This window comes from Frankia sp. AiPa1, from assembly GCF_023243075.1.
In the GTDB taxonomy this organism is placed as follows: Bacteria; Actinomycetota; Actinomycetes; order Frankiales; family Frankiaceae; genus Frankia.
In genome coordinates this window covers 50,973-73,752 of record NZ_JALKFZ020000140.1, presented here as the reverse complement: position 1 = coordinate 73,752, position 22,780 = coordinate 50,973, and the positions used below count along the sequence as shown (strand labels likewise).

Annotated in this window: 16 protein-coding genes; 4 read left to right on the top strand and 12 right to left on the bottom strand. The window is 70.9% G+C overall.

Features of this window, described 5'->3' with window-relative positions; genetic code table 11:
• Positions 1 to 16 precede the first annotated feature (16 nt).
• The 6 genes from fdhD to MXD95_RS14745 all read right to left on the bottom strand — a co-directional run bounded on the left by fdhD (position 17) and on the right by MXD95_RS14745 (position 7,955).
• Positions 17 to 874 carry a formate dehydrogenase accessory sulfurtransferase FdhD gene (gene fdhD, locus MXD95_RS14770; RefSeq protein ID WP_250641194.1) on the bottom strand — a complete coding sequence of 286 codons (858 nt, stop codon included), beginning with the start codon at positions 872 to 874 and terminating at the stop codon, positions 17 to 19.
• A complete protein-coding gene (locus tag MXD95_RS14765; RefSeq protein ID WP_250641193.1) occupies positions 844 to 3,411 on the bottom strand; it encodes a molybdopterin-dependent oxidoreductase in 2,568 nt (855 codons plus the stop codon). The genes fdhD and MXD95_RS14765 overlap by 31 nt, the downstream gene beginning before the upstream one ends.
• A gap of 43 nt (positions 3,412 to 3,454) precedes the next feature.
• On the bottom strand, positions 3,455 to 4,342 hold the full coding sequence (locus MXD95_RS14760) for an HpcH/HpaI aldolase/citrate lyase family protein (RefSeq protein WP_250641192.1): 888 nt from the start codon (positions 4,340 to 4,342) through the stop codon (positions 3,455 to 3,457).
• Positions 4,343 to 4,529: 187 nt separating this feature from the next.
• On the bottom strand, positions 4,530 to 5,597 hold the full coding sequence (locus MXD95_RS14755; protein WP_250641191.1) for a glycoside hydrolase family 26 protein: 1,068 nt from the start codon (positions 5,595 to 5,597) through the stop codon (positions 4,530 to 4,532).
• An 87-nt stretch (positions 5,598 to 5,684) separates the two neighbouring features.
• Entirely contained in the window at positions 5,685 to 6,974 is a 1,290-nt protein-coding gene (locus tag MXD95_RS14750) for an acyltransferase family protein (protein ID WP_250641190.1), read from the bottom strand.
• A 339-nt stretch (positions 6,975 to 7,313) separates the two neighbouring features.
• Positions 7,314 to 7,955, bottom strand: a complete 642-nt coding sequence (locus tag MXD95_RS14745; protein ID WP_250641189.1) for a TetR/AcrR family transcriptional regulator — start codon at positions 7,953 to 7,955, stop codon at positions 7,314 to 7,316.
• Positions 7,956 to 7,982: 27 nt separating this feature from the next.
• On the opposite strand from MXD95_RS14745, the gene MXD95_RS14740 reads away from it, so the two are divergent.
• The gene (locus MXD95_RS14740; protein WP_250641188.1) at positions 7,983 to 8,957 is read left to right on the top strand and encodes an alpha/beta fold hydrolase; all 975 of its coding nucleotides are present in this window, start codon (positions 7,983 to 7,985) and stop codon (positions 8,955 to 8,957) included.
• Positions 8,958 to 9,067: 110 nt separating this feature from the next.
• On the opposite strand, the gene MXD95_RS14735 is transcribed toward MXD95_RS14740, so the two are convergent.
• A complete protein-coding gene (locus tag MXD95_RS14735; RefSeq protein ID WP_250641187.1) occupies positions 9,068 to 10,039 on the bottom strand; it encodes a zinc-binding dehydrogenase in 972 nt (323 codons plus the stop codon).
• A 339-nt stretch (positions 10,040 to 10,378) separates the two neighbouring features.
• Between MXD95_RS14735 and MXD95_RS14730 the strand changes: the two genes are divergently transcribed.
• Both MXD95_RS14730 and MXD95_RS14725 read left to right on the top strand, forming a co-directional pair.
• Positions 10,379 to 12,223 carry a purple acid phosphatase family protein gene (locus MXD95_RS14730; RefSeq protein ID WP_250641186.1) on the top strand — a complete coding sequence of 615 codons (1,845 nt, stop codon included), beginning with the start codon at positions 10,379 to 10,381 and terminating at the stop codon, positions 12,221 to 12,223.
• 349 nt (positions 12,224 to 12,572) lie between these two features.
• On the top strand, positions 12,573 to 13,784 hold the full coding sequence (locus MXD95_RS14725) for a cytochrome P450 (protein ID WP_250641185.1): 1,212 nt from the start codon (positions 12,573 to 12,575) through the stop codon (positions 13,782 to 13,784).
• A gap of 149 nt (positions 13,785 to 13,933) precedes the next feature.
• Here MXD95_RS14725 and MXD95_RS14720 read toward each other — a convergent pair whose 3' ends face one another.
• Positions 13,934 to 15,049 (bottom strand): Rieske 2Fe-2S domain-containing protein, encoded by a 1,116-nt coding sequence (locus MXD95_RS14720; RefSeq protein WP_250641184.1) that lies wholly within the window; start codon positions 15,047 to 15,049, stop codon positions 13,934 to 13,936.
• Between the two features lie 265 nt (positions 15,050 to 15,314).
• On the opposite strand from MXD95_RS14720, the gene MXD95_RS14715 reads away from it, so the two are divergent.
• Positions 15,315 to 16,088, top strand: a complete 774-nt coding sequence (locus MXD95_RS14715) for a TetR/AcrR family transcriptional regulator (RefSeq protein ID WP_250641183.1) — start codon at positions 15,315 to 15,317, stop codon at positions 16,086 to 16,088.
• A gap of 66 nt (positions 16,089 to 16,154) precedes the next feature.
• Here the strand turns inward: MXD95_RS14715 and MXD95_RS14710 are convergent, their stop codons facing one another.
• The 4 genes from MXD95_RS14710 to MXD95_RS14695 all read right to left on the bottom strand — a co-directional run bounded on the left by MXD95_RS14710 (position 16,155) and on the right by MXD95_RS14695 (position 22,466).
• Positions 16,155 to 16,442 carry a hypothetical protein gene (locus MXD95_RS14710; RefSeq protein WP_250641182.1) on the bottom strand — a complete coding sequence of 96 codons (288 nt, stop codon included), beginning with the start codon at positions 16,440 to 16,442 and terminating at the stop codon, positions 16,155 to 16,157.
• Positions 16,443 to 16,782: 340 nt separating this feature from the next.
• Entirely contained in the window at positions 16,783 to 18,030 is a 1,248-nt protein-coding gene (locus MXD95_RS14705) for an ABC transporter substrate-binding protein (protein WP_250641181.1), read from the bottom strand.
• Between the two features lie 389 nt (positions 18,031 to 18,419).
• A complete protein-coding gene (locus MXD95_RS14700; protein WP_250641180.1) occupies positions 18,420 to 21,569 on the bottom strand; it encodes an ABC transporter permease subunit in 3,150 nt (1,049 codons plus the stop codon).
• An 84-nt stretch (positions 21,570 to 21,653) separates the two neighbouring features.
• Positions 21,654 to 22,466 (bottom strand): ABC transporter ATP-binding protein, encoded by an 813-nt coding sequence (locus MXD95_RS14695; RefSeq protein ID WP_250641179.1) that lies wholly within the window; start codon positions 22,464 to 22,466, stop codon positions 21,654 to 21,656.
• Between the last annotated feature and the right edge of the window lie 314 nt (positions 22,467 to 22,780).

The following is a 22,780-nucleotide window of genomic DNA, read 5'->3' as shown; positions in this document are numbered from 1 at the left end:
AGGCCAAGCCAGGTCGTCAGGTGCAGGTGACGCGGTGGGCACCGGCGTAGAGGTTCATCGTGTCGCCGCGGACAAATCCGGCCAACGTCATGCCGGACTCCTCGGCCAGGTCGACGGCCAGGGTGGACGGCGCGGACACCGCGGCGAGCATCGGCACGCCGGCGAGCAGCGCCTTCTGCACCAGTTCGAACGATGCCCGCCCGCTGACCACCAGGATCTGCCCCGACAGCGGGATCCGGCCCGCGCGGGCGGCCGCGCCGATGGCCTTGTCGACGGCGTTGTGCCGCCCGACGTCCTCCCGCACCGCCCACGGCACACCGTCCGGCCCGGCCAGGCCCGCCGCGTGCAGGCCGCCGGTGGCGGCGAACAGCCGCTGCGCCGCCCGCAGCGCCTCGGGCAGCGCGGTGACGACCTGTGGTGCGACCCGCAGCGGATCGTCGGCGATGGTGTACCGGCCCCGCAACCGCACCGCGTCGATGCTCGCCTTGCCGCACAGCCCGCAGGAGCTGGTCGTGTAGAAGGTGCGGGCGGCGCCGACGTCCGGCGCGGGCACACCCGGGGCGAGTGTCACGTCCAGGACGTTGTACGTGGGCCGACCGTCCTCGTCGAGCGCCCCGTCTCCGCCGGGCCCGGTGCGGGAGACGCAGTAGCGCATCGCGGCGACGTCGGCGCCGCCGGCGATCAGGCCCTCACCGAGCAGGAAGCCGAGGGCGAGGTCCATGTCGTCGCCGGGCGTGCGCATCGTCACCGCGAGCGGCCGACCATCAACGCGGATCTCCAACGGTTCCTCACCGGCCACGGTGTCCGGCCGCACTGCCGTCGCCACCCCCGCCCGGACCCGGGTCACCGTCCGCCGGGCGCTGGCGCGTCCCATCCGGCTCCTCCCGTCGGCCCGTCCGGCCCGTCCGGCCCGTCCGGCCCGTCCGGCACCGGGCGCTCGAGGCCGGTGGGTTCCAGACGGACGACCAGGGACTTGGACGCCGGGGTGTTGCTGCGTTTCGCCGTCGCGTCCAGCGGCACCAGGACGTTCGTCTCGGGGAAGTAGGCGGCGGCGCAGCCGGGTGCGGTCGGATAGGCCACGGCGCGGAAGTTCTCCGCCCGACGCGTCGACCCGTCCGTCCAGACACTGACCAGATTCACATGTGAGCCGTCCGCGACCCCGAGGGTCGCGAGATCGTCCGGATGGACGAGGACGACCCGCCGTCCGCCGCGCACGCCGCGGTAGCGGTCGTCAAGCCCATAGACCGTCGTGTTGTACTGATCATGGGATCGGATGGTCTGCAGCAGCAGGTGGCCGGGCGGTACCAGGAGCGGTTCGGCCGTGTTCACGGTGAACGCGGCCCGGCCGCTCGGCGTCGGGAAGGTCCGGCTGTCCCGCGGGGGATGCGGCAGTGCGAAGCCGCCGGATTCGGCGAGACGATATTCGAAGTCCTCGAAGCCCGGCACGACCCGGGAGATGCGCTCGCGGATCCGCGCATAGTCCGCGGCGAACTGCGCCCAGTCGACCTTCGCATCCGCCGGCCGCACGCCGCCGCCGACACTCGCTGCCCTCGCTGTCCCCGCCTGCGCTGTCCCCGCCTCCGCAGTCCCCGTTCGCGCCAGGTCCGCCGTCCCTGCCTGTTCGGACGTGGCGGCAAGCGTGGCCTGGGCGATGCCGCAGACGATGGCGACCTCGGAGCGCAGGTCAGGACCGGCCGGGGCGAGCCGGCCGCGAGAGGCGTGCACCATGCCCATCGAGTCCTCGACGCTGACCTGCTGCGGACCGCCGGCCTGGACATCGACCTCGGTGCGCCCGAGTGCCGGCAGGATCAACGCAGCCCGACCGGTCACCGCGTGCGAGCGGTTGAGGGTGGTGGAGACCTGGACGGTCAGCCGGCAGCCCCGCATCGCCGCCTCGGTGACGGCCGAGTCCGGGGTCGCGGCCACGAAGTTTCCGCCCATCCCGACGAACACCCGCAACCGGCCGTCACGCATCGCCCGGATCGTGCCGACAACGTCCAGCCCGTGCCGCCGGGGTGGCGCGAAGCCGAACTCGGCGCCGAGCGCGTCCAGGAACGCCGTCGTAGGACGCTCCCAGATGCCCATCGTCCGGTCACCCTGGACGTTCGAGTGTCCCCGCACCGGGCACACCCCGGCGCCGGGACGCCCGATGTTGCCGCGTAGCAGCAGGACGTTGACGAGTTCCTGGATGGTCGCGACCGCACCGGCATGCTGGGTGAGGCCCATCGCCCAGCAGACGACGACCCGGTCGGCGGCGAGCAGCCGCCCGGCGAGCTCGTCGATCTCGGCGGCCGACAGGCCCGTCGCGGCGGCGATCTCGTCGTCGGACAGCGCACCACCAGACGGAGCACTGCCAGACGGAGCGCTACCGGACGGGGCACCACCAGACGGGGCGCCGCCAGGCCGGGCGCCGCGTAGATGGCGGACGTAGTCGTCGAAGCCGGTGGTGTGCCGCGCGATGAAGTCGTGGTCGAGCACGGTGCCGGGGGCGGCGTCCTCGGCGGCGAGCAGCCGGCGGCCCAGCGCCTGGAACAACGCGAGATCTCCGCCGAGGCGGATCTGCAGGAACTGGTCGGCGAGCGCCGTGCCACGCCCGACGATGCCACGGGCATTCTGCGGGTTGCGGAAACGCAGCAGCGCCGCCTCCGGCAGCGGGTTGACGGCGACGATCTGCCCGCCGCCGCGCTTGACCCGCTCCAGCGAGCTGAGCATCCGCGGATGGTTCGTCCCCGGATTCTGCCCGACGACGAGCACCAGGTCCGCGGCCTCGAGGTCGGCGAGCGTCACCGAACCCTTGCCGATGCCGATGGTCGAGGTCAGCGCCGTACCGGACGATTCATGGCACATGTTCGAGCAGTCCGGCAGGTTGTTCGTGCCGAGAACGCGGGCGAACAGCTGGTAGACGAATGCGGCCTCGTTACTCGTCCGTCCGGAGGTGTAGAAGGCAGCCTCGTCCGGATGCTCGAGCGCGGCGAGTTCACCGGCGATGACGGCGAACGCGTCGTCCCAGCTGATCGGGACGTAGTGGTCGGCGTCCGGCGGGCGGTACATCGGTTCGACGAGCCGCCCCTGGCTGCCCAGCCAGTGCCCGCTGCGCCCGGCGAGGTCGGCGAGGCTGTGCGCGGCGAAGAACTCCCTGGTCACTCGCGCCCGGGTCGCCTCCTCGGCCACCGCCTTCGCACCGTTCTCGCAGAATTCGAACGCCGAGCGTTCTCCGGGCGGCGGCTCCGGCCAGGCGCAGCCCGGACAGTCGAACCCGTGGTCCTGGTTGACCAGCCGCAACGTCCGCACCGACCGTACGGCACCCATCCGCCGCCACGACTGCGCCAGGGCGTGCCCGACCCCGGGCACCCCCGCCGCCCAGTTGGCGGGCGCCCCGATCCGCGGCTCAGCATCGTCGTCGGCAGCCATCCCGTCCACCATCCTCGCCCGCGAGGCCGAACACCGTCGTTACTCAGCCCTCGCGTGGCCGCGCGGCCTGCTTCAGAGGTGGCAGCCGCCCGAGGTCGGATTCCGGGTCGAGGCCCGCGGCGCGCAGCAGGTGCTCGGCGTGCCGCAGGACGGGGGCATCGACCATCTGGCCCTCGAAGGCGAACACACCGCCACCGGCCTGTTCGGCCGCTCGCAGGACACGGTCGGCCCAGGCGAGCTCCGTCTCGCCCGGCCGGAACGCTTCCCGCACCACCGCCACCTGGCTGGGATGAATGCACGCCTTGGCCGCGTATCCAGTCGCCGCCGCGTCGCGGGCCTCGGCCGCAAGGCCGTCAAGGTCGGGAATGTCCAGGTAGACGGCGTCGATGGCGGCCCGCCCACGGGCGGCGGCGGCCAGCAGGACGGATGATGCCGCATGCCGGGCAACATCACGGTAACGGCCGTCCGGATGCCGGCTGGACCGGCCGCCGATCGCGGCGAGCAGGTCCTCCGCACCCCACATCAGCGCGACCACGTTCGCGGCGGCGGCGATCGCCGGGGCGGCGAGCACACCGGCGGGGGTCTCGCACAGGGCGATCACGTCGCGGGCGGGCCCGAGCCGGGCGGGCTGGTCGGCGGACTCGGTCTTGGCGAGCATGACCAGCCGCAGGCCGGTGCGGTCCAGCGCGGCGAGATCGGCGGCGAAATCCGCGCTGGTCGCCGGGTTGACCCGCACGACCGTGCGGTCCGGGTCGAGGTCGGGGGCGGCCCTGACCAGCGCCTCCCGCGCCCGCGCCCGGTTCTGCGCGGCCACGCCGTCCTCCAGGTCAAGGATCACCAGGTCGGCCGCCGCGACGGCCTTGCCGAACCGCTCCGGCCGGTCCGCCGGACAGAACAGCAGCGCCCCGGCGACCCTCGCCCGCCCGTCCATGTCCCTCTCCCGTCCGCCCCGGCACCGCTCGTCCCACCAGAAAATATCCCAGCAAGCACGCACAGCTACCCATGCCCTGACCAGGCACACACCGCCAGGAACCGGCCACGCACGCCGGCTTCCTGGACGTTACGCCGGACGACCCCGCTCGCGCTCCCGCCGCGGGGACCGTGCGGGGGCAGGCCCGTCAACCGCCTGCGCCGCGGCTCGTTCCGAAGAGGTCCAGGTAGCGGTGGGAACTGTCCGGGTTCAGGTCGGGGTTGTGGAGCGAGGAGCGGACGTTGCCCGCTTCGGATGTGTTGAAATATGCCTCATAGGCCAACAGGCCGGTGTTTCGCGTGAAGAAGTCGTGCATCTTCTCGATGTAGAACGGGTTGTCGCCACCGCCACCGTTCGAGTACGACAGCCCCCACTCAGGGACCGCGAGCTTCTTGTGATGGGCACGGGCGAAGTCCGCGACGGTGCACAGCCCGGAGGGCTGGTGGCATTGCTGGTCCCAGGCATTCTGGGTCGTGGAGGCGGGGTAGATGTCGTAGTCGTCGATGCTGACGACATCAACGTAGGCGTCCCCCGGATATGCCGCCCAGACGTCGGTGTCACCGCCGGGCAGCGTGTCGCTGTGCGCACTCAGGGTCCACTCGATCCGCACCCGGGGGGCGGTCGACCTGATCGCGGTGACCGCGTGCACGAAGCAGCTCTTCCAGGCCTGCGGGTCTCGAACGTGCCAGTACATCCAGGCCCCGTTGAACTCCCAGCCGAGCCGGACATAGGCGTCCCCGCGGCCGTACCGAGTCAGGGTCGAGCCGAACTGGGCCCAGGAGCCGTCGTAGTCTCCACGGGCGCAGGCCAGCTCGTTGCCGCTCACCGGGTACAGCGGCTGGGCCACCGACAGCTGCCCGGGAAACTGGGCCCGGGTGAACGCGCCGACCGGCCAGGACGCCGTGGTGAGGCTCGGCCAGTCATTGCGGGTGGTGAACACGACGGCCACGTCGACCGGACGACCTGTCCACGACGCCCACGCGTTGACATCCGCCGGGTGGTTCCCGTTGGCGCCGGACGCCCACCCCAGGCCGGATCGGATGGCCGGCTGCCGCGGCGATCCGGAGGCGCTCGCCGACGGAACGGCCGGCGACGCCGTCGCGGGGCGGCCGGCGCGCTCGGCCTGGCTGGTCGGGCTGGCCTGGCCGGACTGGCCGGAGCAGGCAGCGATGGCCAGCACAAGAGCCAGCGTCGCGATCAGCACGACCGGCGGCACACCGCTCCCCCTGCCCGGCCTGCGACAGATCACGGCGACGGCTCGGTTCGGCCATCGGCAAGCAGACCAGCCGCCGCGCACAGCTTGTTACAGATCACGGCGAACCAGCCGATGACCGGGGATTCCCGGTTCGGGGATTCCCGGACCGGCCTGGGGCGGTGCACCGAACTGACGCGGGAGGGGAATGGTCTGCTGACCGGGTGCGCTGATGGTCTGCTGGCCGGCAGAGCGGTGGGCCTTGTGGAGCAGGTATCGCAGGGCGGGCTGTTCCACGGCGTGATGCAGAGCCGCGGCCAGCGCGAACGCGAGGAGGAAGCAGAGTGTGACGCCGAGTGCCGCCGCGGGTGCGGTGGCCGCGTCGAGCCAGCCAAGTTCGCTGCCGACGGCGAGTGCGGCGGGATGAGCCAGGTAGAAGGCGTAGGAGATCGCGCCGAAATACACCATCGGGCGGGCACTCGCTCCGGGCACCCGACAGCCGTCGGCTTCGCGGGTACCGACCAGGAAGATGGCCACCGCGAAGGACGGCAGGGCGAGGGTGTCGATGAGACCCTGGCGGTCGCCGTAGGGGAATCCGAGGCCGATCGGGACGGCGAGCCAGGCGGCGGCGAGAAGGGCCAGTGTCCGGCGTTGCCCGGTCGTGCCGCGGGAGCCTTCCCGCGCCAGCAGTCCCAGGACGATGCCGAGGATGAACTCGCCCAGCCGCACCGCCGGATTGGCGTAGGCGGCGAGGTCGACGCGGGGATCGACCACGCCGGCCAGGCAGGACACAGCCGCGGCCGGGAGCAGAACGAGCAGGGCCAGCCGGATCCGGCCCGCGTTGGCCCGAGCGGCCAGCCGTGGGTGGACAAGCGGGAAGACGAGGTAGAAGAACGCCTCGCAGGACAGCGACCACAGCACCGCTCCGCCCCAACCGAAGTAGATCGACTGGGTGGGAATCCAGGCCTGGACCAAGAGCAGGCTCGGGAGGAGGGCGACGGGTTTCGAGCCGAATTCGCCGATCATTCCCAGTGACCAGGCGACGGGGAACCACAGCAGTACGGCGACAAGATACAGCGGGTAGATCCGGGCGAACCGACGCCAGTAGAACCGGGCCCGGGACACCGGGCCGGCGGCCCAGGTGAGGACGAAACCCGAGAGCACGAAGAAGAACGAGACGCCGGTATATCCGATGTTGCCGAGCGGAGCGACGGGCAGGGTGTCCCCCACGTCCGCGTCGATGTGGCGGAGGAACACGAGGGTGGCGGCGGCTCCGCGCAGACCCGTCAGCGCGGGCAGATCGGGCCGAGCGTGCGGTGGCGGCGGCGGCGGTGGAGCGGCCCGCGTCCCGGTATCCCTCCGGTGCCGGCCGCGTGGTCGAGGCGGCATTCTCTCGGTCACCGCGTCCTTTCTCGCTCTTGCTCGCTCCTGCGGCGCAGGCCCGGGTGGGGCCGTTCGCACGGGGACGAGTGTGCTGATCAGACCGGCGGAACTGCGCTGTTCATGACCCGAGGTAGCCTCAGCCGCGGCCCGACCACGCAGACGGAGAGATGGAACGTCTCCTTTCATGACCCCGGCCAGCCACCTCGGCGAATATGGGCTCGACCATACTCTTACGTCAGGGTCTAGTTCAGACGGGGTATGGCACCCATATCACCCGAAAAGGGACGACCGACTACGTCCCGCGGCCATCCGCACTCCGCCGCCCCCGCCCGCACTGACGTGCCCGGCGGGACGAGGTCAGTGGCCAGCGAGGCGGTCGTCGAGGTGGCGGGCGAGCAGGCGGCGGGCGTCGTCGGGCGTGTGCCGGCCGGCGAGTACGGCGGTGCCGAGCCCGACGGTCAGCGCCAGCAGGGCACTCGCCTCGTCCCGGGGGTCGCGCGTGGGAGCGAGCAGGCCCTCGCGTTGGCAGATCAGCAACCGCTCGACGAGCCAGGTCTCGAGAACGTCCGGGTCGTTGGCGTACGGCTGGGCCGCGAGCGCGGGGTCGGTCAGCGCCAGCGCGAAGTACTGGTTGTACAGGACGTACAACATGCGGCTCTCGTCGTCCAACGGCAGGGTCGCCGCGAGGACGACCTCGATCCGTGCCCGCCCGGTGGACGCCGGCCGTCCGCCCGCGGGCGGAGACTCCTGCGCCACCGCCCGTTCGGCCACGAGCCGAGGCGCCACCCGCTCGGCGAACAGTTCACCCACCCGGCGCAGACCGAACAGGAGCAGCCCCTCCTTGGTCTCGAAGTAGTACTGGACGAGCCGCACCGACACACCCGCCTCGGCCGCGACCTCCCGGAACCCCGCCGTGTGCAGGCCCCGGCTGGCCGCGACCCGCAGCAGCGCGTCGGCGATGTGACGGCGGCGCTGCTCGTGGTCGACCCGCTTCGGCATCGCGTCCTTTCGTGATACACATGTACCATGACAGCTCGAGAGAGCCCCGCCGTCGGGCGGTTCCGCGGCGAGAAGCAGCGTGCCAGATTCCTCGCGGCCTACGACGGGGCCTTCACCGCCCTGTGGCCCACACCCTGGGAGGAAACGGAGGTCGAGACCGAGTTCGGCACCACCCACGTCCATCGCTATGGCCCTGTGTCGGGCAGGCAGGCATCGGCGACCGTCGGTGCCCCCGTGGTGCTGCTGCATGGGGCGAACTCGAACGCCGTGCAGTGGTACCCGTTCCTGGCCGCGCTCGGCGCCCGGCATCCGGTCATCGCCCTGGACACCCTCGGCGATCCCGGGCGTAGCGTCGCCCGCCGCCCGATCCACCACCCGGCGGACAGCGCCGCCTGGCTCGACCAGACCCTCGCGGCCCTCGGCGTGCGCCACGCGCACCTCGTCGGCCACTCCTACGGCGGATGGCTGGCGCTCAACCAGGCCGTCCACGCACCCGACCGGCTGATCAGCGTCACCGCGCTCGACCCCGGCGGACTGGAGAAGGTCAGCGCCCGGTTCATCTGGCTGATGTACCTCAACGGCCTGGCCGGCCTCGCTCCGCCGCCGCTTCGCCGACGGCTCGCGGTCTGGCTGGACAACCCCGTCCTGCTCGTCCCCGAGCTCCGCAGGGTCCTGCTGACCGGCGCTCGAACGTTCCGCACCCGCCGTCCGGCGCCGGCCCCGCTGCGCGACGACGAGCTGCGCGCCATCGGGACCCCGACGCTCGTCCTGATCGGCCAGCACAGCCCACTGCTGCACCCGCCGCGTGCCCAGGCCCGGATCTCGCAGCTGCCCCATGGCCACGCCGAGATCCTCCCCGGCGTCGGCCACGGCCCCGGCTTCCAGCAGGGCGCCGACGTCAACCGCCGTCTGGTGGCCTTCCTCGCCCGCGCGGAGCGCCCCGCCAAGGCATCCTCAGCCACCCCCTCGACTGGACCCGGGACCGCCGCCGAGCTCCGGTAGGCGGTACGTCCGCTGTCCCGCCAGGTCGGCGAACGTCTCGTTCCGCGGCGGCCCGGGACCCGGGCCGCCGGAAACCGACGCCCCAACGCCGACCGCCGCCGCCGCGGCTGTCAGGTCAGCAGCAGGATCTTGCCGGTGAAGCGCCGGGCCTCGATGTCCGCATGTGCGGCAGCCACCTCGGCCAGCGGGTAGGTCCGGCCGATCACCGGGGTCAGGCGTCCCGCCGCGGCCTCGTCCAGCACGTGGCGGATCCGGCGGGGGTTGTCCGGCCAGAACTCCGGCAGCTGCGCCATGTCCACAACGGTCAGCCGCCTCCGGTCGGACTCGCCGATCGCGGTCTGCGTACCGCTGGTCATGCCATAGCCGGAGAACCGGCCGCCGTCGACGAGCACCGCCACCGCCGCCGCCCCGACCGCGCCGCCGATCCCGTCGAACACCACGTCCAACCCCTGCCCGCCGGTGAGCGCCCGCAGCTGGTCGGGCCAGTCCGGGGCGGAATAGTCGACGGTCTCGGCACCCAGCTCCCGCGCGAGCGCGCGCTTCTCCTCGCCCCGCACCCCGGCGATGACCGTCGCCCCCGCCGTGACGGCGAGCTGCACCAGGAGATTACCGAGACCACCCACGCCTGGTGCCACCAGGACGCGGTCCCCCTTGTGCACCGGGGTCCGCTCCAGCAGGGCGAGTGCGGTGCTGCCGTCGTCCAGCAACGCGGTGGCGTCGCGCAGACCGAGGTCCGCGGGGATCGGATAGACCGTCTCCGGCGTGGCGACGACCGTGTCGGCATAACCTCCGCCGTACGCACCGCCCACCGGGCGACCCACGACCCGGGCGCCGAGCCACTCGCCGCCGACCCCCACCCCGACCGCGGTGACCGTGCCCGCGACCGCACCCCCGGGCACGTACGGCGGCTCCACCCCGAACACCTCAGGCCCGTTGCCCGCCCGGATCTGGACGTCCAGCCAGCCCACGCCCACGGCCTCCACCCCGATCACAAGCTCCCCCGCCCGCGCAACCGGCGCGGGCAGCTCCACCAGCTCGAGAACATCAGATGGACCAAACCGACTGACCTTGATCGCTCGCATGCCCCCAGCCTGCAGGCTGAACCCGGCTTCAGGTCAAGTGCGCGGCACAGCTCGTCCGAGGCATCACCCCGCCGGTCGCCATGGCCTTCCACGCCCGTCGGGCCGGCGTCTCGTCTGGCCCAGGACGTGCCGGGTTCACCGGATGGTTGGGTTGACGCCATGTGGTGGATGACTGACTGTCCGCCGAGGGCGACAGCATCAGCGGTCATGGACGCGAACCCCGCCAGCTCCGCGACTCACTCCGTCCGTGCGGCCAGCCCCGCGGCAGCGGCCGTACCCGGTGGCGCCGATACCTCCAGCGGTCCCCGCACGGCCGGCGCACCGGCAACCGCTGGGCCTGTGGCTGGCGACGGCGCGCGCCCGACGCTCGAGGCGTCGCGGCGGACGTTGCTGCGGGCCGGGGTGATCGGCGGGGGGCTCGCGCTGGTCGGTGGGACGACGCTGGCGGGCGGGCACGGCGGGCCGGTGTTGTGGCGGCGGCCGGCGTTCGCCGGCACGAGCGCCAGCACCATCCCGGAGCAGGTGCATCTTGCCTGGGGGGACGACCCGGCGACCTCGGTGACCGTCTCCTGGGTGTCGCCGGCGGCGGTACGCCGGCCGCGGGTGCGGCTCGGCACGGCGACCGGCGGATTCGGGCGGTACGTGGACGCCGAGGAGCGCACCTACGTCGACGGGGTGAACGGCCAGCGGACCGTCGTCTACCACGCTCATCTGCGCGGGCTGAAGCCCGGAACCGCCTACACCTACCAGGTTGACATCGCGGACGGCGGTCCGAGCGCCAGCCTGACCGGCGCCGCCGCCGGCACCAGTACCGGCACGTTCACCACCGCGCGCCAGGGGCGGTTCCCGTTCCGGTTCACCAGCTACGGCGACCTCGCCACCGACAAGTCGTGGACGATCTCCTCGCCGAACGCCTACCACGCGGTGAACGCCGTCGAGCGGTTCGCGCCGCTGTTCCACCTGCTCAACGGGGACCTGTGCTACGCCAACCTGACGTTCGCCCAGCAGCCGGCGGTCTGGCGGGACTTCGGTGTCAACGTGGCCCGGTCCGCGGCGAACCGGCCATGGATGCCGGCGCTGGGTAACCACGAGATCGAGTTCGGCAACGGGCCGCACGGCTACGAGGCGTACCTGACCCGCTTCAGCCTGCCGTCCAACGGTATCCCGGGCCTGGTCGGGAACTTCTACAGCTACCGCGTCGGCTCGGCGCTGTTCCTCTCCCTGGACGCCGACGACGTCATCTACCAGGACGGCGGCGCGTTCGCCGGCACCGACATCGTCCCGCCGAACGGCACGCCCACCATCCCCGGCGGCACCAGCCGCTACAACCGCCTCTACACCGGCACGCTCGCCGCCGGCCCGAACGGCACCCTCGCCCCGGGCGGCAACCGGCAGACCCGCTGGCTGGAGCACACCCTCGCCGCCGCGCGGGCCGACCACAGCATCGACTGGATCATCGTGCAGATGCACCAGTGCCCGGTCTCCAGCTCGTCCACCGGCAACGGCTCGGACCTCGGCATCCGCCAGGCCTGGCTGCCGCTGTTCGACCGCTACCAGGTCGACCTCGTGGTCACCGGCCACGACCACGACTACGAGCGGACGTTCCCGCTGCGAGGCTTCGACCGTAACACCGGCAGGGAAGCCTCCGGCGCCACGGCAACCACAGGCGGCTCGACCGGCTCGACCGGCTCCAGCGGCGGCTCCGCGGGTACCGCCGGTGGTGCCGTCGGCGCCGGGGGCGCCACCGTCGACACGCTGCGGCCGCGGCCGGTCGTCACCGACGCGTCCGCCGACACGTTCGACACCGACAAGGGCACCGTCTACCTGGTGCTCGGCGGCGGCGGGACGTCCGGCCCCACCGACACCTACGGTGCCACCTCTACCGGCACCCGCCAGGGCAAGGTCATCACGAAGCGGACGGCGATCAGCAGGGACGCGAAGACCGGCGCCTACGCCAAGTCCCCCGCGGACGCCGTCGAGGACGCCGTCTGGTCGGCCCGCCCGGATGCCTCCGGCCACCCGTACGGCATCGCCGTGTTCGACCTAGACCCCGGCACCCGTCGCGGCGGCCCGACCACCATCACCGTCGGCTACTACCATGCCCCCCGCGTCCAGGCCGGCGACCCCGCCCCCGACTACACCCTGTTCGAACGCTTCACCCTGCGCCGCCCCCGCCGCGACTGAGGCCCCACGGCCCCACGGCCCCACCGACGCCGTACCGCCGGCCCCACCGCGAGGCCCCACTACCAGCCATCGCTACAGTCCGCAGCGGGCAAGGCGACAAGATCCCGCCAAGTAGGTCGCCGCGGGGGGCAAATCGGACGCGAATACCCCCACAGCGACCTATTTGGATCTTGAATGCTCGCCACCCCGAGATTGCCATCGCGGAACGTGACTACGTGGCGCTCGAGGGCGCCGCGCTGGCTGGCTGGCGCGTCCTCTCGGCAGGCACTCGTAGCGGCTGACATATTTGTCAGTTAGTGTCAGAATTATAAAGTCGCCGCGCGCTGCGTTCGGGCTGTTCGGAGGACCCATGCCCCTGAAGGCGATCGATGTCTACGACCCCGCCCGCTACGCGGACGGCATCCCCCAGGACGATTTCCGCTGGCTGCGCGAGAACGACCCCGTCCACCGGCACGCCGACCCCGAGCTGCCGGAGGGCTTCTGGGCCGTCACCCGGCACGCCGACGTCTCCCGCGTCTCGCGCACGCCGGACACCTTCTCCTCGAGCCGACGCACCACGATGCTCGGCGAGGTCTCCGAGGAGGAGTGCGCCCAGCAGCGCATGATGATGCTGAACATGGACCCGCCCGAGCACAGCCGGCTGCGCGGCCTGGTCAGCCGGGGTTTCACCCCGAAGACGATCCGCCTGATGGGCGAACACCTGCGCAGGACGAGCGAGCTGATCGTCGACAGGGCGCTGGAGGCGGGGTCCGGTGACTTCGTCGACCTCTGCGCCGCGGAGCTCCCGCTGATCGTCCTGGCCGAGCTGATGGGCGTCCCCGTCGAGGACCGCCGCAAGATATTCGACTGGTCGAACCGCCTCGCGTCCGCCACCACCACCCTGCGGATCGAGGAGAACGAGGACGCCGCCACGGCCGCCATCGAGGTCTACGCCTACGCCAATGATCTCGGCATCGCCAAGCGCGCCTGCCCGGCCGACGACATCGTCACCACGCTGATCTCGCCGGACGAGAGCGGGCAGGAGCTGTCCGAACTCGAGTTCGACCTGTTCTTCCTGCTGCTGCTGTTCGCCGGCAACGAGACGACCCGCAACGCCATCAGCGGCGGCATGCTGGCCATGATCGAGCACCCGGAACAGTGGGAGCGGTTGCGCGACAACATCGACCTGGCTCCCCAGGCGGCCGAGGAGATCGTCCGCTGGGTCAGCCCGGTCAACAGCTTCCGCCGCACCGCCACCCGGGACGTCGAGCTCGGCGGCCAGCCCATTCAGGAAGGCGACAAGGTCATCGTCTTCTACTCGTCGGCGAACTACGACGAGTCGGTGTTCGAGAACCCGTACGCCTTCGACATCGGCCGCTCGCCCAACCCGCATCTCGGCTTCGGCGGCGGTGGCCCGCACTTCTGCCTCGGCCGACACCTCGCCGCGCTCGAGGTCGAAATGATGTTCCGCACGCTGGCCACGAAGCTGCGCGGGGTCGAGCTGACCGGCCCGGTCGGCCGGCTCAGCTCCAACTTCGTCAACGGCATCACCTCGATGCCGGTCCGCCTGATCCCGGCCTGATCCTCGCCTGACCCAGCCCGACCCAGTTCTGGCCTGACCCACGTCGGGCCAGACCGCGCTCGGCGCACGGTGGCCTGCCTGACTCCAGACCGACCTGGCCGGGTCGGCCGGGCGCCGCGCGGGGCCCGGCCGGCAACGCCCGGCGCCCGTCAGGGCCGGGTGGCGCCGTCGGGGTAGGAGTAGAACTGCTGGCACCACCGGCGCTGTTCGGTGATCGCCTTCTCCGACGGTCGCAGCACCGGCGGATCCTTGTAGATCTTGTTCTCCCAGATGGGAATGTCCTGGCTGACGGCGTTGGTGAAGGTCCGGGCCGCCTTCTCCGCGGCGTTCGGGCCGAGCGAGCGCGGCGAGGTGAAGATCCACCGGACGTGCAGGTTCTCCTCATCGATCGGAGTCGTCGAGGAGATGAAGGTCGTGTAGCCCTTCACCCGCAGGACACCGAGCCCAAGCCCGAAACCCTCCCGGACGAAGTTGCCGTCCATGCCGATCGAGCGCTTGTAGGGCCCGTCGATGTGGAAGTCCTCCTCGGGAATCGCCGGCGTTCCGTGCACGTACATGAAGTGCGGCGTGTCGACGTTGTTCTCGGCCATTTCCTGGCAGCAGGTGGCGATCTCGAAGTCGCGCATGTGGATCGGCAGCCAGTCCGGGTCGTCGAACTCGGACACCTCGGGAACCTCGTAGGTCGGCGCCTCGCGCTCCAGGTGGTGCCAGGCCCAGATCATGTGGTTGCGCTCGACTGTGGGATAGCTGCGGGCGGTCGCCTTCTTCGGGATGAAGTCGATGTCGTCGTAGGGAACCTCCACGCAGGCCCCGGTCGCGCCGTCGAACCGCCAGCCGTGGAACGGGCAGCGCAGCGATCCCTGTTCGACCCGCCCGCCGACGGCCAGGTTCGCCCCCAGGTGCGGGCAGTAGGCGTCGAACAGGTACGGCGTGCCGTCGGCGCCCCGGAAGAGCACCAGGTCCTTGCCGAAGTAGAACAGCGGTTTGGTCCTGCCCGGCTCGATCTCGTCGGCGCGGGCGACGATGAACCAGCCGTTCGGAATCGGAAAGGGGAAACGCGGGGTCCGCTCGCCACGGACCTTCGTCCGCGCCGAAAGATCGTTCAGCGTGTCCGGGCGCTGCGGCATCGGCAGCCCGACCAGGTCTTCGACCACGCCTTCCACGGTTCGCACATCCGTCGCGCCGTAGAGGGCGCTCTTTCTGCCCGTCGCGCTCGTCGCGCTCGGGGCAGGCCGGGCGGCCCTGGTCTCATCCGAGATGGCCATGAGCTGCCTCCCACCGGCGGGACGTACACGTTCCGGACCCGTATAGCGACCGTGAAGCACCGTCGTCGCACGTCACTGAACCATCATTCAACCTGACCTTCACACGGATCACAAGTGTCCGGGTCGGACCAGCCCGGACACCATCGCCCGGCCGGATCGAGGCGCCTGCCCAGGATCGACCTGCTATACGTGGGAGACAGGGGGAGACATCGGCAACGTGTCCGGCTCGGGCAACCAGGAGGCTCGGGCAACCAGGAGGGTGGTGATGGCGATGACCGCGGTCGACGACACCCGCGGGCAGGCCGCGGCCGCGGCGACGAGCATGCCGCCCCTGACCGCCGGCCACCGACCCGACCTGCCGGCCAGCCGCGACGCGGCGGCCTCGACCTCCGTGCGCGCGCAGCGACACCGTCAGCGCGCTGAACGCACGCGGGAGAAGCTCCTGGACGTCGCCGAGGAGCTCTTCGGCCGGCAGGGTTTCCGGGAGACCAGCCTGCGCCAGGTCGCCGAGCGGTGCGAGGTCTCCGTCGGTGCGCTCTACCTGCACGTACGCAACAAGGAGGAGCTGCTGGGGGCCGTGGTCGACCGCCGGTCGCTCGTGCTGATGGCCAGAATCCGCTCGTTCGCCCTGGCGGAGGGCCCCGGCCTGGACAGTCTCACCGCACTCGTCCGGGCCGAGATCGGCTTCTATCGGACCTTTCCCGATTTCGGCCGGCTCGTCAGTCGCATGTTTCCGGCCGGGTTCTCGACCGTCCCCCGGCTCGACACGGAGGTCGCCCGCGGCTACGCCGCGGCGTTGCGCCTGGAGGCCGAACTGATCCGGCGTGGGCAGCAGGACGGCTCGATCCGCCCCGGCAACCCCGACACACTGGCCGAACTGCTGGCCGCGATGGTCGGCGTCTACCGTCGGGCCGACACCGGCGGCGCGGACATGGCCACCGCGTCCACCGGGCAGGACGGCCTCACGGAGGAGGAGTTCGTCCAGATGGTCCGGCGCGCGTTCGCGCATGTCCATATGCCTGAAGGTCCATCTGCCTGACGTCCCTGCGCGTGAAGGTCCGTGCGCGTGAAGGTCCGTGCGCGTGAAGGTCCGTGTGCGGCAGAGTCAGGTGTGCGCGGAGTCAGTGACGGGCAGGATGACGGCTCGGACATCCCGCCGACGATAGTGTGAGCGCCAGTGGCTCGGTGGCTCCGCGACCTGGGTGGCGTTGATCGGATGTTCCGGTCGGTGGTAGCCGTCGAAGCGCAGTTCCCCGCCGCGTAGCTCGCGGATCGTGAGGAAGTCGCCCTTGTAGCCGAAGGTGGAATAGCCGTACCCGCGTAGTAGATCCCGCTGATGCCGTCCTCGCGCATCGACTCTGGCCACCCGGGCCCGCGAGCTGGCGCTCGACATCGCCGCCGCTCCCTCGGACCGGACGCAGGCCCTCGCGCGACTCGTGTGGACCGCACGGGAGCTGGGGCACTCCGGACGCTGGCGCTGCTCGACGCGCCCTGGCCGAACCCGCCCGTCCAAAGGGCTGAACCGGCCCGACCAGAGACACCATCGAGACCACCGGCCACGTCGTGGCGGGGATCCGGGGCGACCGGGGCGGTGGCAGACGCCTGGGGCCGGCCGGCTACTGTAGGCCCCGGCCGGCACCATGACCACCATCGCGGAACGCGACCCATGAGACTGTCGCGTTCCGCGACCCACGACCCACGACCCACGACCACTGTCCGTGGAACGCGACCGGCTAGCTCTTCAGGAACGAGCCGCAGGAGAGCGGGACGGTGATGTCGTACTTGCTCCCGTTCAGCTGGACGAGCGAGAAGCACGGGTTCGACACCAGGTGGTTGAGCGGCCAACGGGTCTCGGCCAGCGCACCGTCCACGGAATAGCTGTAGTTGTTGTTCATCAGCTTCAGCAGAGAAGTGAGGGTCAGGTCTCGACCGGCCTTCTTCGCCGCGGCGAGGAACATGTCCGCGGACCAGTACCCGGCCATCGTCGGCAGGCTGAGCACGGTACCGGGGGTGTACTTCCGGATGTCGCTGACCATCTGCTTGATCCCCGGCACAGCGGTGTCGCTGCCCGGAGCCCACTGCAACGAGGTGTAGGAGCCCTCCAGGCCGGGCAGCTTCGCCGCCGCCAGCCGCGGGTCATAACCCACGGCGTTGAGGTTCTTCCCCTTGAAGCCCGCGGCCTTCAGTGCCTCGGTGAGCTTGAGGGTCGCGTTGAAGTCGGTTCCGTAGATCAGTACGTCCGGCGGTGCGCCGCCGTCCGCCGTCATGATCCCATTGACGATCGGGGCGGCGTCGCTCAGCCCGGCGTCGGGCACCGGCGTCTTGCTGTAGACCACCTTGATTCCGACGGCCTTGAGCTGCCGGCCGATGGCGTCGACCCCGGCGCGGGCGGTGTCGTCGTCATTGCCGACGAGCGCCACCGTCTTACCCGACCCATTCCCACCGAACAGCGCGTTGATCAACAAGCCGTAGTTGGTCGAGGATTTGACATCCTTGCCGGCGATCAGGCAGCCGGTGATACCGAACCCGAGCGAGGAGTTGCAGAAGCCCGAGTTGATGCCCCAGCCGAAGTACGGAACCGTCTCGTTGCAGAACGTGTCCAGATAGCTGGCGTTGGTGGTCAGCAGCGGCACGGAGGCGAAGATCTTCTTCTGCTCGACGAGCACCTTTGCCTGCGAGCTGGTGCGGGCCGGGTCGTTGCCGTCATCCAGGGTGCCGACGTAGTTGATCTTTCGGCCGTTCACCCCGCCCTCGGCGTTGGCCCGGGCGAAGCGGGCCTTGGCGCCCGCCTCCGCACCGGACATCGAGGCACCCGACGCGCTCGTCAGGTAGGCCAGGCCGCCCACCGTGATCTGCGTGTCCGTGATTCCGCGGGTGGGGTCGGACGCCGTCTGGGAACACTTCAGCTTGGCCGGATCCACCTTCTGCCCGCCATCGTCCCACCCGGTTGCCGGACCAGCTTTGATGCTGGCGACGTCCACGCTGGAAGCGGCGCTGCCGGTGGAGCCGGAACTGTCACTCGAGCAGGCAGCCATTCCGGCTACAACCATGCAGGAGGCGGCCAGCACCGTGACAGACCGAGTTAAGCGGGTAGTTCTTCTCACTGAGATCCCTAACTGTGACCGGGGTACCGCGGCACGCCGCGACGGGTTCACGCAAAGCCGCGCCAACAGGGGTGCATACCTGGACGCGACGATGGTCATGCTGTACTGCGAAACGATCCCCATAAGGAAAAACAGCGCCAGATCACGGCTGGTGACCCGGTGCGAGGGAGCGGCGAGGACCCGGCCGACACCCGATGTCCGTTGGCACGGGAACTTGGAACATGTCGTGCCAACGGCTCCACATTGCCGTCAGGACTCTCGCGTTGTCAGGATTTCGACATTCCAGACACCACGCCGTCCACTCCGGACGCGGTGAGGCTCTCCACCTCATCGGCGGCCTCGTCCGCTCCCGATGTCTCGACGGCCCCGGACGCTGTTTCAGTCCCGGACGCTGTTTCAGTCCCGGATGTTGATTCCGTCCCGGACGTTGATTCCGCGCCGGAGGCCGTTTCTGCTACGGCTGGTTCCTCCGGCCCAGAGGAGTCGCCCGGTTCCGCGGCGTCGGACGGCTCAGGCACAGCGGACGCTTCCCCGGCCTCGGCGGTCGCGGTCACTTCGGCAGCGGCACCGGCCTCAGCGGCGGCACTGGCCCCGGCGGTGGCGCCGGCCTCCCCGGCCGCGTCCTGAGGCGTGGGCGACTGTGGTTCGGTGGAGACGCCCAGGTAGGCGGACGCGAGACGATCGGAGTCGACCTCGCCGACCGGCCCGGCCCAGGTGATGTGGCCGACGGTGAGGAACGCGACCTGATCGGCCAGAGCCAGGGCGTCGCGGGTCTTCTCCTCGGCGACGAGCAGCGCGGTGCCCCGGCCCTGCAGCTCACGCAGCGCGGTGTAGATCTGGTCGATGATCAGCGGAGCGAGTCCCAGCGAGGGCTCGTCGGCGATGAGCAGCCGCGGTGGGCGCACCAGCGCGGGCGCGAGGGTAAGCATCTGCTGCTCACCGCCGGACATGGCGCCAGCGAGCTGCGTCCGGCGCTGCCCGAGCACGGGGAAGGCGTCGTAGGCGGCGGTGCGCTCATCGGCATCCCGAAGCCAGAGAGTGAGATTCTCCTCGACGGTGAGTTCCGGGAAGATGCCACGGCCCTCGGGGGCAAGGTAGATGCTGTCCCGCTGACGGCGTTGCGCGGCGATCCGGGTGACGTCGACGCCGGCCACCTCGATGCTTCCCGCGGTCGGGGTGAGCAGGCCGCCGATGACGGCGCACAGGCTGGACTTACCAGCACCGTTGCCGCCCAGCAGCGCCACCGCCTCCCCCGCGGCCACGGTGAGGTCAACGCCGTGCAGCACCTCGACCTCGCCGTATCCCGCGCGCACCCCGCGGACCCTGAGCACAGTCGTGTCCGGCTCGGCGGGTGTGTCCGACGCGGTGGCAGCCTCCACCACGACGGCGGTTGCGGGCGCCGCGGCCGAGCTGGCCGGCGCGACCGAGCTGGCCGGCGCGACCGAGCTGGCCGGCGCGACCGAGACGGCCGGGGCAGCCGACGCCGACGCGCTGTCCGAGGCCGCCGCTCGCTTGCGTCGAAGCATCTCGGCCGTACGGCCGATGCCGGCCAGCGCCCCGTCGGGCTCCCGGGCGAGGCCGATCGCGCCGAGGCCGAACAGCAGCTGCATGAAGTAGGTCGACGCCGGGACTGACTCGAACGCCTGCGGCGCCAGGACGGTCACCAGCCCGGCGATGACGGCTCCGGCGGGACGACGAACACTGAACGTGACCGTGGTGGCCAGCCAGATCATGCCGAGCAGCGCGTCGTAGTCGGTGTGGGTGACCCGGCCGCGGGTGGCCGCGAGCAGGACTCCGCCGAACCCGGCCATCGCCGCGGAGATGACGAATACCAGCAGCTTCATCCGACCCACGGCGATGCCACTGGTGCGGGCGCCGACCTCGGTGGAACGCACCGCGAGCATGGCCCGTCCAGTGCTCGACGTCCGCAGTGCGTGCACCAGCCACAGCACCAGAGCGACCAGCACGAGCAGGAACACCACCAGCCACCGCGGGTTCGTCGTGTCGACGATGCCGAGGTCGGGGGCGCGCACCGCCCAGCCGGACGAGCCGTTCGAGATGCTGTCGATCTGGAACAGCAGGTTCTGCCCGATATAGGCCAGGGCCAGGGTGGACAGGGCGAGCGGCAGCCCGCCGAGCCGGCGGGTCGGCAGGGCCACGATCAGACCGGTCAGCGCGGCCACGACCGTGCCGATGAGCAGCGCTGGCACGAACGGGACGCCATGCGAGAGCAGGTTTCCCGCGGTGAAGGCACCGGCGAGCACGAAGGCCGCCTGGGCGAGGCTGATCATCCCGCCGATCCCGGTGACCACCGTGAACGACATCAGCACGATCGCGGTCGCCAGACCCTGCGCGAGCAGTCCCGCCCAGAAGTTGGTCGCTCCGAACGCGGTATAGGCCAGAAGGCCGATGACCGCGGCCGCCCAGAGCCCGCGCCGAGTCCAGGGCGAGGCCGCGGTCGGGTCGTTCGCCGGCGGGCGCTCCTCCAGGGTCGCCCCGGCGGAGCGGCCACGCTCGGCGCCGAAGTAGATCAGCAGTCCGAACAGGATGATGAACGGCACCGCGGTCGGGAAGCCCGTGATGTCCAGGTCGACGTACCCGGCGATCAGGTTCTGCGCGACGCCCAGCAGCAGGCCGCCCGCCATCGCGATCGGAATCGAGGCGAACCGCGCCAGCACCACCGCCGGGATCGAGATGAACAGCATGGTGTTGAACGTGAAGTTGCCGAGCCCGAACATCGGCGACATCAGCACACCGACGAGGCCGGCGAGCCCGCAGGACAGGATCCAGGAGACCGCCGAGGCCCGGTCCGGGTCGACGCCGCGCAGCGCGGCGATCTTCGGCCGGCTCACCGAGGCGCGCATCTCCAGGCCGATCCGGGTGTGCCGCACCAGCCACCACAGCAGCACCGCGGCGAACACCGCCGCGCCCAGCATCGACAGCTGGTCGGTGTCGAGGACGAGCCCGTCACCCAGCTTGTAGATCTTCTTGGGGCTCGGTCCCAGACCCGGGATCCGGAACACGTCCTCGATCGCCGGCAACTTCCAGTGCGCCTTCTCCCGCAGCAGCGCGGTGATCCACAGGCATAACGCGGGCAGCGCGATCAGGAGGCCGAGCGTTCCCACCATCCGGGCGGCGATCGGCGCCTCCCGCAGCGGGTTGAACAGCACCCGGTGCAGCACCCAGCCGAGCAGCGGGGCGAACACGCCGACGCAGAGGATCGCCGCCGGCACCACTGGGATGTCCTGGCCGGTGTTCAGCTGGAAGAACAGGTAGGCGGTCGCGAACGCGACGCCGCCCTGCCCGAAGTTGAACACGCCCGACGTCTGGTAGGTCAGCGTCAGTCCGGACGCCAGGATGGCATACAGAGCACCGGAGACGAGCCCCGCGACCACCAGGTTGAAGAATTCGGTCACGTACTCCTCCTGAGAACGCCCGCGGTACGCGAAAGCGGGCCCACGCCCGGCTGTGTTGATCGGCCGAGGGCCGGTGATGTCTGGTCAGCCGAGGTAGGCATCGCGCACCCGGTCGTCGGCCTGGATCTGCTGCGGCGTTCCCTCGGCGAGTACCGAGCCGAGATTGAGCACCGTGATCCGGTCACAGATCCGCATCACGAACCCGGCGTCGTGCTCCACCAGCAGCACGGCGCAGCCCTCGCCACGCAGGGACGTGACGAGCTCACCGAAACGCGTCGACTCGGCGGCGTCCAGACCCGAGGTCGGCTCGTCCAGCAGCAGCAGCGTCGGACGGTCGACGATCGCCCGCGCGAGCTCCACGAGGCGCTGCTGCCCCAGTGGCAGCGAACCGGAGGTGACCGTGCCCAGCTTGGTCAGCCCGCACCACTCGAGGACCTCCGCGACCCGTTCCCGGCGGGCCTGCTCGTGGCGGCGCCGCGCCGGCCAGCCGCACAGATCGCCCACGACGCCGCCGCCGCCACCATGCCACTCCAGCGCCGCGAGCACGCTGTCCTCCACCGACAGCCAGCTGAAAACCTGGGCTCGCTGGAACGTCCGGCGCATTCCCAGGCGGGCGCGGGCGGTCGCGGACCGGCGGGTGACGTCCACGCCGTCGAACCGGACCGAGCCGCCGCTGGCCGAGGTGATCCCGGAGATGATGTCGAACAACGTGGTCTTGCCCGCACCGTTCGGCCCGATCAGGCCGCGAACCATGCCCGGCGCGACGGCCAGCTCCACGTCGGTGAGCGCATGCACGCCCCCGAACCGCTTGCTGACGCCCTCGAGAACCAGCAACGGCTCGGTCCCGGTCTCGGTCGCGGCGGGGGAAGCCGCAGTGATGGCCGCGGTGGTCGACATGCTGCCTCCTGTGAGACGTATGACGTGGTCCGGAATCGCGGCGGGCGGGCTGCGTCGTCCCCCCACCTCCCACTCGCACCATGTGATGAAGACCACAGCTGATGCACACAGAACACTAATGGAGGGATACGTCGGTTACTAGACCCAATATCGACGTCAATGTCAACGTCCGCCAAGACCAGCCGATTGCCACTCGATGTCAGTCAGATCATCACGCATGGTGCATAACACCCACCGGTCGCCCAGCAACCTACCCGGCATCCAGACCTCGACCGCCGGCGCCACCGGTACCCGCGACGGGCCAGGAGGAAGGC